Origin of the sequence: Vibrio astriarenae (assembly GCF_010587385.1) — a bacterium.
Taxonomy (GTDB): domain Bacteria; phylum Pseudomonadota; class Gammaproteobacteria; order Enterobacterales; family Vibrionaceae; genus Vibrio; species Vibrio astriarenae.
Genome location: NZ_CP047475.1, coordinates 313,410 through 328,052, shown reverse-complemented (window position 1 = coordinate 328,052; position 14,643 = coordinate 313,410). Strand labels below are relative to the sequence as shown.

Genomic DNA, 14,643 nt, shown 5'->3' with positions numbered 1-14,643 from the left:
GAAGCAAGGACTGTAGTATATGCCACAATTTATCGCCGCAACGGGTCTCAAGAACCCTCACGCTCAAACGCTATTCCCTCGAATGATTCGAAAGAAAGCCTTATTCGAGCCGCAATGGCAAACCTTAGACACACCAGACGGTGATTTTCTTGACCTCGCTTGGAGCGAAGACCCTCACTCAAATGAGGTGAAAAATAAACCGCTGTTTGTGCTGTTTCATGGCCTCGAAGGGTGTTTTTATAGCCCCTACGCAAACGGCCTAATGAAAGCCTTTGCTGATGATGGATGGCTGTCGGTGATGATGCATTTTCGCGGCTGTAGCGGTAAACCCAACCTACAGGCTCGCGCTTACCACTCTGGTGAAACTGACGATGCGCGCTTTTTTCTCAAGCACCTACGCACTCAATTCCCCGATAATAAGCTTGTTGCGGTAGGCATCTCGCTTGGTGGTAACATGCTGGCTAACTATCTTGCCAAATACCAGGACGAGTCTTTGATTGACGCGGCAAGTATTATTTCTGCTCCCCTTGATCTCGCCGCCTGCTCAAATCGAATCGAACAAGGCTTCTCTAAGCTCTACCGAAATTATCTTTTAGGCTCCCTTAAGCGTAATGCAATGCGCAAGCACCACTTGATCAAAGGCGAGTTAAAGATCACTTACCAGAACATTAAGCGAGTGACTCGCCTGCAGGAGTTTGATGACTTGATCACTGCGCCTCTGCATGGATTCAAAGACGCTCAAGACTATTATCAGCAATGTTCCGGGATCAATCACCTCAAAGAGATCACCACACCAACGTTGATCATTCACGCCAAGGATGATCCCTTTATGACCGAAGATGTGATCCCAAAATTTATCCTGCCAGACAATATCGACTATCGCCTGTTTGAGCATGGTGGTCATGTCGGCTTTCTCAGTGGCAGCTTGCTAAAACCGACATTCTGGCTTGAAGAAGCGCTACCAGCCTATTACGAATGTCTGTCAAAATCGGCATAATAGCTGTCAATACAGTTTGATCATGAAGTGGAGAAGTATTGATGATCATCCCATGGCAAGAAATTGAGTCAGATACTCTCGATAACCTGATTAAAGAGTTCATTCTTCGTGAAGGGACGGATTACGGTGAGTATGAGGTTTCTTTAACCGAGAAAATCGAGCAAGTTCGCAAACAAATTGAAGCGGGCGACGCGGTTATCGTCTTTTCTGAACTGCATGAAACAATCGATATCCAAACTCGAAAATTCTAATCCCTGACCTCGCCATTTGGACTTTGGTGCGCTAAGGTTAATTTTCTTAAAAATCATAACTATTAAATAGACAGGTACGTCATGTCAGCCAAGCATCCGATTATCGCGGTGACCGGCTCCTCTGGTGCAGGAACCACCACAACGTCAGAAGCCTTTAGAAAGATGTTCAATATGATGGACGTCAAGCCCGCGTGGGTGGAAGGCGATAGCTTCCACCGTTTTACTCGCCCTGAGATGGACGTAGAGATTCGCAAAGCGCGTGAGCAAGGCAAACACATCAGTTACTTCGGGCCACAAGCCAACGACTTTAAAGCGCTGGAACAGTTCTTTGCTCGCTATGGCGAGGAGGGGCAAGGTGAGGTGCGTCGCTACCTGCACTCTTTTGATGAGGCGGTACCGTACAACCAGATGCCCGGCACGTTCACTCCTTGGCAGCAGCTCCCTGATGATACTGATGTTTTGTTTTACGAGGGGTTACATGGGGGAGTCGTCGATGGTGACGTGAATGTCTCTAAACACGTCGACTTTCTGATCGGCATGGTGCCGATTGTTAACCTGGAGTGGATCCAGAAGTTTGTGCGTGATACCCGAGATAGAGGCCACTCGCGAGAGGCGGTGATGGACTCTATCGTGCGCTCGATGGACGATTATCTTAACTACATCACCCCACAGTTCTCTCGTACTCACATCAACTTTCAGCGTGTCCCAACCGTCGACACGTCAAACCCGCTCAATGCGAAGGGCATTCCAAGTCTGGATGAAAGTTTTGTGGTGATTCGTTTACGTGGGATAAAAAACGTCGATTTCCCTTACCTGCTCGCCATGATTGATGGCTCATTTATGTCGCGTCACAACACACTTGTTGTACCCGGAGGCAAGATGAGTTTTGCGATGGAATTGATCGTCAGACCCATCCTACAACAGCTAATAGAAACCGGGAAAATAGGTTAACTGCGACCGATAACCAGAGAACCTTGTCAGTACGTGATCAGGTGCACAGAATCTGAGTAAATTTCGGTCGTATTACCCCGTTAAAATCAAGAAATCGCACAAGAAACACGTTACTATCTTGTCTGAATTACGAGATAGCTTGCAGCATGTGTCTTCAGCACTTATGCTACTAGGCCTAGTTAAAGCGCTTAGCGCAATAAGGAAAGCAGCAAGCGTACCCTGCAGAGGAAGATATATTTATGGTTCTAGGTAAACCTCAAACCGATCCAACGTTAGAGTGGTTTCTTTCACACTGTCATATTCATAAGTACCCATCAAAGAGCACGCTAATTCACGCAGGTGAAAAAGCTGAGACTTTGTACTACATCGTCAAAGGCTCTGTAGCAGTACTTATTAAAGACGAAGAAGGTAAGGAAATGATCCTTTCTTACCTTAACCAAGGTGACTTCATTGGTGAACTCGGTCTTTTCGAAGAAGACCAAGAGCGTACTGCTTGGGTACGTGCAAAATCGCCATGTGAAGTAGCTGAGATTTCATTTAAGAAGTTCCGTCAACTTATCCAAGTTAACCCAGATATCCTAATGCGCCTTTCAGCGCAGATGGCAAGCCGCCTACAAGTGACTAGCCAAAAAGTGGGTGACTTAGCATTCCTAGACGTAACTGGTCGTATCGCTCAGACGCTACTAAACCTAGCAAAACAGCCTGACGCAATGACTCACCCAGACGGCATGCAAATCAAGATCACTCGTCAAGAGATCGGTCAGATTGTAGGTTGTTCACGTGAAACCGTTGGTCGTATCCTGAAGATGCTAGAAGAGCAGAACCTAATTTCTGCACACGGTAAAACTATCGTGGTCTACGGTACTCGTTAATTCTCATCGAATTGCGAACAGCAAAGTATCAATAAAAACACCAAGCCTCGGCTTGGTGTTTTTTTTTATCTGTGCGACACAACTTCACTAACCTAGCTATTCGTACTCTCAAAGATTTTATCGGCTGAGGCCGCCACAAAACCAGAATAAAGCTCTCCACTCGCTGTCGGGTAGCGCTTGGCAAACTCATAAAAGCCCCCGGGGATCTCAAACTCACCATCAGTAAAGGCGACACGGACTCTATCCGCCATCGTTGATGACTGCTCTAGCAGCACTTCGGGTGTTCCTTTTACCTCACCACCAGATTCATTGATAACAAAGCCAGATTCTCTGAGTTGATTATTAACCTCAACCACCTCTTCAAACGCATTGAGCTGATTGACGCTGACCGTAAAGTGGTTGGCACCATAGCCATGAGCGGCAAACCAAGAGGCGTACTCACTCTCTTTCGCAAGCTCAAGATAATCTTGATGTGAAAGGCTCCATAATCGACCGGCAAAAAGAAACGCTGGGCTAAGTAACTGATTGGCGTCTAATTGCGCCACCAAACGTGCAACGATGGCTTGCAACTGAGTGGAACACTCTTCCACTTTTAGCTCACTAATAAACACTTTAGGGAGTGCGGGATCAGTGTGTTCATAATGCTTGGCCAGCAACTTTTTGCTCTCAAATACGTAGTCTCCCCCTTCTTTATAGCCTAGAGCAAGAAAGGGCTTCGCTAGGGTTTCTATCCCTAAAGGGGCGATATTAAAGGTTCGCAAAGCAATATGATCATTGATCAGCGGCGTCTCTTCTTCAAGCAGTTGATGAACTTGCTGCGCTGAAGGACAAAGGCGAGTGATGTAGTCTTGCCAAAGCTCGGCAAATAACTGCTCGACAGTGAAAGCGGGGGTCATACTCTCTCCTTGTATCGAAGGGTGAAAGGTTGGGCAGCCGACTGACTGCCCTCAGCGTGTGACGGTTTGGTTATTTATAGTGTTAGGCCAGGACTCAATGTCGCGGGTAAAAGAGGCTCACTGCCCTCCATTGAAGCCATAGGATACGCGCAGTAGTCTGCGGCATAATAGGCGCTTGGACGCAGGTTGCCGGAAGCACCAGGCCCACCAAATGGTGCATCACCACTCGCCCCCGTCAATTGACGATTACGGTTAACAATGCCCGCACGAATGTGCTCTACAAAATATGCCCATTCCCCCTCATCGGTTGAGATAAGACCTGCCGATAAGCCGTATCGAGTATCGTTGGCAAGCTCGACCGCTTGCTCTAGAGTTTGATAACGAATCACCTGCAGTATCGGGCCGAAATACTCTTCATCAGGTAGGTCATCGATAGCTGTGACATCAAGAATCGCGGGAGTAACAAAGGCATGACCAAGCGATTTCGCTGCTAGCAGTGACTTAGCACCCAGTGACAGCAAACTCTCTTGTGCTGCGAGGATATGCTCTGCAGCTTGCACTGAAATCTGTGGCCCCATAAATGGCGCTGGCTCAGCAAATGGCTCGTCAATCGCTATCGCCTGAGTGGCACTTATCAGCTTATCAAGCAGTGCATCCCCTGAAGCGCCTTCTGGAACATAAAGGCGACGTGCACATGTACAACGTTGGCCTGCACTTATGAAGGCCGACTGCAAAATGGTATACACAGCAGCATCCAGCTCGCCGTAGTGCTGCGAAATAACCATAGGGTTATTCCCCCCCATTTCAAGCGCCAGCATCTTATCAGGTTGACCAGCAAACTGACGATGTAGAATGTGGCCAGTATTCGCACTGCCAGTAAAGAGTAAACCATCAATCCCTTTCGCTTGTGCCAAGGCTACCCCCGTCTCTTTACCGCCCTGTACTAGGTTAATCACACCTGCTGGCAACCCAGCTTCTTGCCACAATCGCATGACAAATTCGCCCGTTAGCGGAGTGAGATCTGAGGGCTTGAACACAACGGTATTACCAGCAAGCAGCGAAGGTACAATATGGCCATTAGGTAAGTGCCCCGGGAAGTTGTAAGGCCCGAATACCGCCATAACACCCAACGGTCGATGACGCAAAACGATCTGATTGCCATTTGCCTCACGTTGTTGCTCACCTGTACGCTCGTGGTAAGCTCGGATAGAAATCGCCACCTTACCCGCCATAGCAGCAGCTTCAGTGCGTGTTTCCCAAAGTGGTTTACCCGTCTCTTGAGCGATCACTTCCGCTATCTGCTCTGCACGCTCTTTTAGTTTGTTAGCAAAAGCCAGCACCACAGCTTCGCGCTGTGAGAAAGTCAATGTCTTCCATGATAAAAAAGCCGTGCGAGCGGCTGTGACCGCGGATTCTACTTGTGCTGGTGTGGCACTATCCCCTTGCCAAATCACCTCGCCATCATAAGGGCTCGCCGATTGCATTGCATCGCCTTGACCTGCAATCCATTCACCTGCTATCCAATGTGTCATTGCCGTACTCCTTATTACTGCGCGTGCATTCTGACGTAATCACCCTCTTGCACTTGTAGTGCTTGGGCAACATTAGGGGCTAAAATGACTGAGCATTCCTCTTGATCATAAGCCGCCTTAGCAGCAGTGGCTCTGAAGTTTTCAAACGAGGTATTGGCAATTAAGAAATCCTTTGAGCTTGAGTGTTCAGCCACATGCACTTTGGCACGGAAAGAGTGACGAACCGTTTCAATATGCTGCAAATCACATTCAACCGTTGGACCCGCATCGAAAATATCGACATAGTTACGACAGGTGAAGCCCTCTTTCTCCAGTAATCGCAGTGCGGGCTTGGTGTTTTCATGCACTTTGCCAATCACCGCTTGTGCTTCTTTACTCAACAGATTGATATAGATAGGTAACTTCGGCATTAAATCGGCAATAAAGCCCTTCTTACCAATACCCGTCAGATAGTCGGCAAGCGTAAATTCAATCGAGAAGAAGTGCTCTTGTAGCCATTTCCAAAACGGAGAGTTACCGTCATCATCAGAAACACCACGCATCTCTGCGAAGATCGTCTTTGAAAAACGTTCTGGGTGCTCCGCCATCATCAAAAAACGACACTTCGACATCAAGCGGCCATTAAGGCCTTGGCGAAAACTAGGGCGCAAAAACAGCGTACAGATCTCTGAGCAGCCAGTGTAGTTGTTTCCAAATGTCAGAAGCTTAACGACATTATTGACGCCGAGCTTAGGTGAAGAGTGGACAACGGTGCTGATATGATAGGAATAGAAAGGGACATCCCACCCTATCGAGGCTTCTATCCCGGTACAACCTGCCACCTCTCCAGTTTCACTATCAAAGCCCACCATGAGATACCCTTCATCACCCGGCTCCGTCACACTCTCTTTACCAAATGAGTATTCCGAGTGGGTGATACGATTCGTCAGCAACTCTTCGTTAACGGGTAGTGACGTGAAACCATGACCCGACTCAACGGCACAAGTGTGCAGGGCCTCATAATCAGACATACTGATTGGACGAACTACAAGCATCGTTACTCCCTCCTGATGCTGTTGAACGCTTTAGGAGTGCGATGAGAACACATCGCACTCAGAACAAGCGATATTTTTAGGAGACCAAACTCTCCAAAGCTTTATCAAGTCGAGCTAATCCTGCGTCGACTTCTTCTTTTGTAATAACCAGTGATGGTGTGAAACGCACGACATTCGCACCAGCGACCAATACCATCAAGCCTTGTTGGCCAGCCGCGACTAATACATCGCGTGCGCGCCCTTGCCAATCTGCATTCAATGCCGCGCCAAGCAATAGGCCTTTGCCACGGATTTCAGAGAAGAGATGGTATTTATTGTTAAGCGCTTCTAAGCCTTCACGGAACCATGCCTCGCGCTCTTTAACGCCAGCAAGCACCTGTGGGTCACTGACAACATCTACCACGGCTTCTGCGACTGCACACGCCAATGGGTTACCGCCATAGGTTGAACCGTGGGTACCCACTTTCATGTGCTCTGCCAGCTTCTCAGTGGTGAGCATGGCACCAATTGGGAAACCGCCACCCAGTGATTTAGCAGTGCTAAGAATATCCGGCGTAATGCCTAATCCTTGGTACGCATAAAAATCACCCGTACGACCATTACCCGTTTGCACTTCATCAAAGATAAGTAGCGCATTATGTTTATCACACAATTCTCGAACCGCTTGAACAAACTCTGGCGTCGGAGGAATAATCCCGCCCTCGCCTTGCAGTGGTTCCATCATTACTGCACAAGTACGATCTGAGATATGAGCCTGTAGCGCATCAATGTCGTTGTAAGGCAGGTGAGTCACATCGCCCGGCTTTGGACCAAATCCGTCAGAGTAGGAGGCTTGCCCACCCACAGTGACCGTAAAGAAGGTACGACCATGGAAGCCTTGTTTAAAGGCAATAATCTCGGACTTCTCTTCGCCATACACATCGGCCGCATAACGACGAGCGAGTTTAAGGGCTGCTTCATTGGCCTCTGCGCCAGAGTTAGCGAAGAAGACTTTATCCGCAAAGCTCACTTTGGTCAGTTTACTCGCCAGACGAAGCGCCGGCTCGTTGGTCATGACATTACTTAAATGCCAAATTTTACTGCCCTGATCTTGCAGTGCCTTTACCATTACGGGGTGACAATGCCCCAAGCAACTTACGGCGATACCACCAGCAAAGTCGATGTATTCATTGCCCTGCTGATCCCATACTCGTGCCCCTACCCCTCTCACTGGAATCATCTCCATCGGGTTATAACAAGGCACCATTACTTGATCAAAATCTTTGCGTTGTACGCTTTTTTCCACTGTCATTGCACATTCCTTTTAGAAACCGCATGCGCATTCGCTTGCGTAGCAAACCACCCCGTTTGAACCCTCACTTTAATCATAGTCGCAATCAAGTGTGTTAGTTCAATACCACCTTGGGGAATTATGTTTTGCATTTCGACACATGCCGCATTGTATTTACATTTAATTAACCTTTTCAATAGAGGATAATTCTGTTTTAGTTATTGCAGGTTACTATAAATTCAATAATTAAACATAAATATTCACTATTACCTGCATTATTATTCGGATAGCGTTAATATGCAAATACTGTCATCGACTAATACATAAACATTATTTGTGAATAAAAGCTGCGACCATGGGTTAAGAAAAGTGATGCACTTTCGCGACTGGAAAAGAGATGGCGAATTTCTATGCAACTCACTAAACCTGCTTTTCTACTAGGAACGCTTGGTAACGAAGGGGGGACTATTTGCAAGGCGCATAGACTTGCAGCGCCGAAAGGGGGGAATTTGAGCCTATGATTTGTCAATATTAGTGATATAAATCACAACTTTCACTGCAAGAAATTCGCAAGTAATGCATGACCTTGCTCAGTTTTAATTGACTCTGGATGAAACTGCACCGCATGAATGGGTAAGGTCTTGTGCTGATAACCCATGATTTCGTCAAACTCACCCTGCTCATTGAGCGTCCAAGCAGTGACATCAAAACAGTTAGGCAACGAGTCGGCTTTGACAACCAGTGAGTGGTAGCGAGTGACTGTCAGCGGGTTATTTAAACCAGCAAACACACTTTGATTGGTGTGAGTGATCGGAGAGGTTTTACCATGCATCACCTGCTTTGCTCGAATCACTTCACCACCGAACGCTTGAGCGATGGCTTGATGTCCAAGGCACACACCTAAAATCGGCAACTTACCGCTAAAGTGCTTAATCGCTTCAAGCGAGATACCCGCCTCATTTGGCGTGCATGGCCCTGGAGAAATGACCAGATGCGTGGGCGCTAGCGCCTCAATCTCAGCGATGGAAATCTCATCATTTCGCACCACTTTAACCTGTGCACCCAACTCACAAAAGTACTGATATAAGTTGAAGGTGAAAGAGTCGTAGTTGTCGATAATGAGTAACATGATATGCCAAGATAAATGTGCAGATGATTAACCAGCGGTATTGTCCTATCTCTGAAGTGAAAGGCAAGTAAATTATCCTACTGGTACTTAACTCAAAAACGAAAAAGCCGGAGTCGATGTACTCCGGCTTACACTTAGGAATGACTAAAATCAGTATTTAAAACGTTCAATTTGCCCAGACAACTGACGACCTACCGCCACCAACTGACCAACGACTTCTTCCGCATGACCACTGTCTTGCTCTAACTGCTCAGCGCCCTGCTTAAGCGCAGACATATCATTACTCACTAGCTGAGTCACGTTTGATTGCTCTTCACAAGCACTTGAAATCATGATCACCATATCGTTGATGCCGGTCATTTCAGTCGCGATTTGCTCTAGGGCAACACCCGTCTGCTGTGCTTGCTCCATCGTTTGGTCAACCATGCCTTTGCTCGACTGAGTCACATTAAAAGAGGCATCTGCACGCTGTTGTAGCTCTTCAATGATGCTTTCTATCTCTGTGGTAGAGTCATGCGTCTTACTTGCAAGTGCACGCACCTCATCCGCAACCACAGCAAAGCCTCGGCCACTTTCACCTGCACGTGCAGCCTCAATCGCAGCGTTAAGCGCTAATAGGTTCGTTTGTTCTGCAATGCCTTTGATCACATCCAACACACTACCGATGTTGTCACTGGTTTGCTTTAGTGCAGACACTTCTTCCGCCGTCTGCTCTAGGTTGCGCACCAATAAGCCGATATTTCCGATGTTATCCTCAATCGCTCGGCGACTCTGCTCTGCAACATCACATGCCCCATTCGCTTTGCTCACGGTAGATTCGGTACTCTTAGCAATCTCTTGCGTTGCCAAGTCTAAATGAGAAATATTGGTCGCTGAGCTGCCTGTTAGATCCATTTGCTGACGGTTGGCAGTGCGACTGCGTTCCATCATTGCTGTCACTTCTGAAGAAGCCGCATCAAGGGAGTTAGACGCCACACTCATATCTTGAATAATGGCCTGAATCGTCTCAATAAACGCATTAAAACGTGTTGATAGCTGACCAATCTCATCTTCACGATCAACGGGGATACGTGAAGTAAGATCACCGCCACCTGAAGCGATGTCACCCAATACGTTGTTTACGCGTTGTAGTGGTTGTAAAACTAGGCGCTGCAGAACGACAACCGAAGCTATCCCCACCAAAGAAATGGTGACGATCATGGTCAAAATCGTTTGCCACATAGAGCGCTCTAGTGTCTCAGAAATCAAACCATCTGAGATACCGACTTTCACTTCACCAATTGACTCACCTTCCCAACTCAGTGGGATAGATAGGCTTTCGCTCGCCGTCTGTTTCGTCGCTGTGCGCGCTAACTCACGGTTACGATGGTCAACCACTTCCATTGAAGCCACCATTTGATTGCCCTTGAACGAATCTATAATGGATTGAATCACTGCACGGTCATAGACGTAGACCGGCTCTTGCAAAATAACGCCAATTTGCTGGCTTAGGTTGGCTTTCTCTAGTTCAAATTCTTGTTTTAGGTTACCACTGTTGACTGAGTAAAGAACAACAGAGACCAACACACCAACTAAGGCAAGCAAGAGAGTAAGAAAAGTTAATGTTTTTGCGGTAATAGATTTCATAGTTACTGTGCCCCTTTCAGTGGGTCATACCAAAACTGGTTTGGGATATTTCGTGTTGCAGGTGAAACATTGGGATTGTCTAAATCGAAAATGGTGCGATCTTGCAGCTTAGCCAGGCGCAGAGCCTGAGCGACTTCGTTGTCATTGAAGAACAAACGTTCATACGTGCCATCTTCAAACATTTCGTACAGAATATCCTGGATATGGGTAGCGAGTTCTGGGTTGCTCTTTGCCGTAAAGAAGAAGAACGGCATTGTGTAACGCAGCATCACATACTCATCCACCGCTAGGTTGTACTCTTTCTGTGCAACAACTTCGGTAAATGGTTCAAAGACCCCTCTAGGGAAGTAATCGCAACGGCCACCTTCTAACATAGGAAACATGTTTGGGTATTTGAGGCTTTGTGCGGTTTTGATGCCATTCGCTTCGAGGATATCCGTATCAGGCCAAGCACGTCCCTGACAAGCGGTCAATGACTTAAGCTGATTGATGCGTGTCACGCCAGCAAAAGTATTGGTTTTATCAGAACGAACAAGACCTAACCGCATACCTAGCAAGCCACGATAAATTGGAAAGTAAATCGGACTCATTTTGCTTTCGTTATCAAGTGACGTCGCCACATAGGTGATATGTAAGTGACCACTATCCAAATCCTCTATCATCTTAGTGGTATTTGGGTCACCCGCATTACCATAGTAATGACTCAAACTGTCAAAACGATCGCTACGTTGAACAATTTCTTCAAATACGGATTGCATCAACTTATCTTCTCCCGGCTTTCCCGGAACAAGCAATGGCTCGGCTTGTATTGATACTGCCAATGACAGCAACAGCAAGCCTATTATTTTGTTCATCTTGTCTCCCCCCGATAAACAATAAAGTGTAACTTTTTACCGTATCGGCAACGGAATGCAGAACTTAAACAAATATTTAATATAATTTCGACAAATGCTTTTAATTAAAAACATTCCTTTGCCAATGCCTCCACAGATAAAGAACAACGACTCCTATTCGTTCTCTAAACCATGCGCCTTTAGTTGTATAACGACAAAACAGGGCGCAAAAAAAAACGCAGACCGAAGTCTGCGTTTTCATCTCAAAAGCTCACCGCTTTAGAATAGCTCTTCTGCCACTTGGAACAGATCATCACGCGGTGGGTTTTGCATGTTCTCGATACAATCGATGATATCGTGGTGCACAAGCTGCTCTTTTTGGATACCAACACAACGACCACCTTCGCCCTCAAGCAATAGGTGAACTGCATAGTTACCCATGCGAGAAGCAAGAACGCGATCGAATGCCGTCGGACGACCACCACGTTGGATGTGGCCAAGCACCGTTGCACGAGTCTCACGACCTGTTGCCAATTCGATCTCTTTCGCTAGCTCGTTTGCATCCATCATTAGCTCAGTAAGTGCAATGATTGCATGCTTCTTACCTTTCTTAATGCCATCTTGGATGTTGTTGATCAGCTTCTCTTTGTCTAGGCCGGTTTCTGGAGTAATGATGTACTCACAACCACCTGCAATCGCAGACATCAGAGTAAGATCACCGCAGTGACGACCCATGATCTCAACGATTGAGATGCGTTGGTGCGATGAAGACGTATCACGCAGACGGTCGATGTTATCAATCACCGTGTTCAGTGCCGTTAGGTAACCGATCGTGTAGTCGGTACCGGCGATATCGTTATCGATAGTGCCTGGTAGACCAATACATGGGTAACCCATTTCCGTTAGTTTCTTCGCACCCATGTAAGAGCCGTCACCACCAACAACAACCAGTGCGTCAATACCGTGCTCTTTCAGGTTCTCAATCGCTTTTTGACGAACTTCTACTTCTTTAAATTCAGGGAAACGCGCTGAACCTAGGAAAGTACCGCCTTTGTTAATTACATCTGAAACGCTAGAGCGGTCCAGTTTTTTGATTCGGTTTTCATATAGGCCTAGGTAACCGTCGTAAACGCCGTATACCTCTAAACCTTTAGTAAGTGCCGTACGAACCACGCCGCGAACTGCAGCGTTCATACCTGGTGCGTCACCGCCACTTGTCAAAACACCGATCTTCTTAATCATGCTCACCCTCGACTTTTGGGAATCTAATTTAATTTATTATGTATTCGCTAAGTACAATCCTCGGCCTCAGCGATTACGTTATCCTTTACGTAATGATATCTATGTTACTCGGTTGCACTGTGAATACTAGTTCGAAATACAGTTGCACCCAGCATTATAATTTTGTTGGTAAAATTATTACTGAACTCATCATTGAGTTCGTTGATTCACATCAGAATCGTGAATTTTTCTCCACACAGTATAGAGATGTTTGTAATAAAACACCTCATCCTTGTTTCTACCACCCCTTGGCTTTCTGTTCTCGTTCAGAACTCAGCACCACCGAGTAGGGATCTTGGTGAATGATAATGTCTGATTCGGGGAATAACTCAAGCAGTCTCTCTTCCACTCGATCGGAAATTTCATGTGCCTGAATAAGCGGCATGGTGTCTTCTAACTCAAGGTGAAGCTGAATAAAACGTGTTGGCCCAGACAAGCGCGTGCGAACTTGGTGTACGCCAAGCACTCCCTCCTCTAAACGACAGGTTGCGTGGATCTGTTCAATCTCACTATCCGGCAATTTATGATCCAGCAAGGTCTGAATCGCCTCGCGCACCATTTTGAATGCGCTAAATAAGATAAAAGCACCAATACCGATAGCAAAAATCGCATCGGCTTGGGTAAAGCCAAACCAGCTTAATCCTAGCGCCAGCATGATCGCGGCATTCATATAGAGATCGGACTGATAGTGTAAAGAGTCTGCTGCGATCGCCTGGCTGCCTGTTTCCTTGACAACATATTGCTGGAAGCGCACCAAACCAAGGGTGATGATCATAGCAAACAGGCTGACGTAAACGCCGAGCTGAGGAGAGTCAAGCTCATGGGGCCTAAAGAGACGATCGATACCAGTCAGTATCAAGAAACATGCGGAGCCAGAAATAAACATCGCTTGCGCCAGTGCGGCGAGAGACTCTGCCTTGCCGTGGCCAAAAGTGTGCTCTTTGTCTGCGGGTTGCAGCGCGTAGCGAACCACCAATAGATTGACAAGGGAAGCGGCGATATCGAGTAGAGAGTCGATAACCGAGGCTAGTAAACTGACAGAGCCTGTCATCCACCAGACGATTACCTTGATAATCAGTAGAAAAGTCGCAACCGCAGTTGCTGCATAAGCCGCCATAGTCACCAGGCGGGCGTACTCTTTTTTCATCATCCATAACAGAGTTAAGTATCCTGACGAAAGATTATACCCCTAAAGTGATGTCTTGTTATTAAAAAAATGACCGATTTAACGCAGTTAAATCGGTCATTCAAACAAGCTTTCGATCACATTGAGCAGTTAGCCGTTAGATTTAGCTTTGCGTTGTTTCTTCTTATCCATTTTCGCCTTGCACTCTTGCATACGCTCTTCTTGCGCGTCAATGAACTGCTCGCGCTGCTCAGGTGTCAAGATTTGCAACATCTCATGCTTTTTCTCCATCATCGCAACGCGGCGTTGAGTCTGCTTTTCAACCATAGTTGAAGCAAGCTCTTGCGCTGCTGCTTGATCAAAGCTATCGCTAAGCATCAAGGCTTTCATTTGTGCTTTGTGCGCATCGCGCTCTGCTTGGTTCACGTCACGATTGGCTTTACGCTCTTCACGCTGTGCTTTGTTCGCTTCTCGAAGTTCTTTTAGCTGAGCCTGTTGCTCTTCAGTCAGGTCAAGCTGTTTTAGCACCGCTCTATCACCACCACACTTACCACCGTGTCCACCATTTGGGCCGCCAAAAGCCCACGCGCTCGCTGCGCTTAGAGATAAAGGAAGAACAGCTGCAGCTACCAACCATTTATTTACTTTTTTCATCATTGTGTCCTCATTCTGTTGTTCAGTTATCGCCCCTTGGCGCTTGAGTTAAGATTAGCCCCTGCTAAGTAAAGCAACGTTTAGCGAACGTAAAGAAAAGTAAATAGAGCGTAAAGCTCTCAACACGTTAGCGTGTTTATCAGTAAACTAAGTAGTAGACAGCAATGATGTATTAGACGAACACTGTGTAG

The 14,643-nt window shown here is 46.8% G+C and carries 14 protein-coding genes; 4 read left to right on the top strand and 10 right to left on the bottom strand.

Annotation, left to right across the window (positions count from 1 at the left end; genetic code table 11):
• Positions 1–19 precede the first annotated feature (19 nt).
• The 4 genes from GT360_RS01550 (at position 20) to crp (ending at position 3,071) form a co-directional block, all read left to right on the top strand.
• Positions 20–997 (top strand): hydrolase, encoded by a 978-nt coding sequence (locus GT360_RS01550; RefSeq protein ID WP_164647201.1) that lies wholly within the window; start codon positions 20–22, stop codon positions 995–997.
• A 41-nt stretch (positions 998–1,038) separates the two neighbouring features.
• Complete coding sequence (locus tag GT360_RS01545; protein WP_164647200.1) at positions 1,039–1,248, top strand: YheU family protein; 210 nt, start codon at positions 1,039–1,041, stop codon at positions 1,246–1,248.
• Positions 1,249–1,329: 81 nt separating this feature from the next.
• Positions 1,330–2,199, top strand: coding sequence for a phosphoribulokinase (locus tag GT360_RS01540; RefSeq protein ID WP_164647199.1), 870 nt, complete (start codon positions 1,330–1,332; stop codon positions 2,197–2,199).
• A 239-nt stretch (positions 2,200–2,438) separates the two neighbouring features.
• Positions 2,439–3,071 carry a cAMP-activated global transcriptional regulator CRP gene (gene crp / locus GT360_RS01535; protein ID WP_004410522.1) on the top strand — a complete coding sequence of 211 codons (633 nt, stop codon included), beginning with the start codon at positions 2,439–2,441 and terminating at the stop codon, positions 3,069–3,071.
• A gap of 92 nt (positions 3,072–3,163) precedes the next feature.
• On the opposite strand, the gene GT360_RS01530 is transcribed toward crp, so the two are convergent.
• The 10 genes from GT360_RS01530 to GT360_RS01485 all read right to left on the bottom strand — a co-directional run bounded on the left by GT360_RS01530 (position 3,164) and on the right by GT360_RS01485 (position 14,452).
• Positions 3,164–3,967 carry a DUF1338 domain-containing protein gene (locus GT360_RS01530; RefSeq protein ID WP_164647198.1) on the bottom strand — a complete coding sequence of 268 codons (804 nt, stop codon included), beginning with the start codon at positions 3,965–3,967 and terminating at the stop codon, positions 3,164–3,166.
• 74 nt (positions 3,968–4,041) lie between these two features.
• Positions 4,042–5,499, bottom strand: coding sequence for a succinylglutamate-semialdehyde dehydrogenase (gene astD, locus GT360_RS01525; RefSeq protein WP_164647197.1), 1,458 nt, complete (start codon positions 5,497–5,499; stop codon positions 4,042–4,044).
• A 14-nt stretch (positions 5,500–5,513) separates the two neighbouring features.
• A complete protein-coding gene (gene astA, locus GT360_RS01520; RefSeq protein WP_164647196.1) occupies positions 5,514–6,533 on the bottom strand; it encodes an arginine N-succinyltransferase in 1,020 nt (339 codons plus the stop codon).
• A 76-nt stretch (positions 6,534–6,609) separates the two neighbouring features.
• Entirely contained in the window at positions 6,610–7,824 is a 1,215-nt protein-coding gene (locus GT360_RS01515; protein WP_164647195.1) for an aspartate aminotransferase family protein, read from the bottom strand.
• A gap of 532 nt (positions 7,825–8,356) precedes the next feature.
• Positions 8,357–8,932, bottom strand: coding sequence for an aminodeoxychorismate/anthranilate synthase component II (locus tag GT360_RS01510; RefSeq protein WP_164647194.1), 576 nt, complete (start codon positions 8,930–8,932; stop codon positions 8,357–8,359).
• A gap of 150 nt (positions 8,933–9,082) precedes the next feature.
• On the bottom strand, positions 9,083–10,558 hold the full coding sequence (locus GT360_RS01505) for a methyl-accepting chemotaxis protein (protein WP_164647193.1): 1,476 nt from the start codon (positions 10,556–10,558) through the stop codon (positions 9,083–9,085).
• Between the two features lie 2 nt (positions 10,559–10,560).
• Positions 10,561–11,412 (bottom strand): type 2 periplasmic-binding domain-containing protein, encoded by an 852-nt coding sequence (locus GT360_RS01500; RefSeq protein WP_164647192.1) that lies wholly within the window; start codon positions 11,410–11,412, stop codon positions 10,561–10,563.
• A 258-nt stretch (positions 11,413–11,670) separates the two neighbouring features.
• Positions 11,671–12,633 (bottom strand): 6-phosphofructokinase, encoded by a 963-nt coding sequence (gene pfkA / locus GT360_RS01495; protein WP_164647191.1) that lies wholly within the window; start codon positions 12,631–12,633, stop codon positions 11,671–11,673.
• Between the two features lie 277 nt (positions 12,634–12,910).
• Positions 12,911–13,819: a CDF family cation-efflux transporter FieF gene (gene fieF, locus GT360_RS01490; RefSeq protein ID WP_164649541.1), complete on the bottom strand. Its 909-nt coding sequence runs from the start codon at positions 13,817–13,819 to the stop codon at positions 12,911–12,913.
• A gap of 129 nt (positions 13,820–13,948) precedes the next feature.
• Positions 13,949–14,452 carry a CpxP family protein gene (locus tag GT360_RS01485; protein ID WP_164649540.1) on the bottom strand — a complete coding sequence of 168 codons (504 nt, stop codon included), beginning with the start codon at positions 14,450–14,452 and terminating at the stop codon, positions 13,949–13,951.
• Between the last annotated feature and the right edge of the window lie 191 nt (positions 14,453–14,643).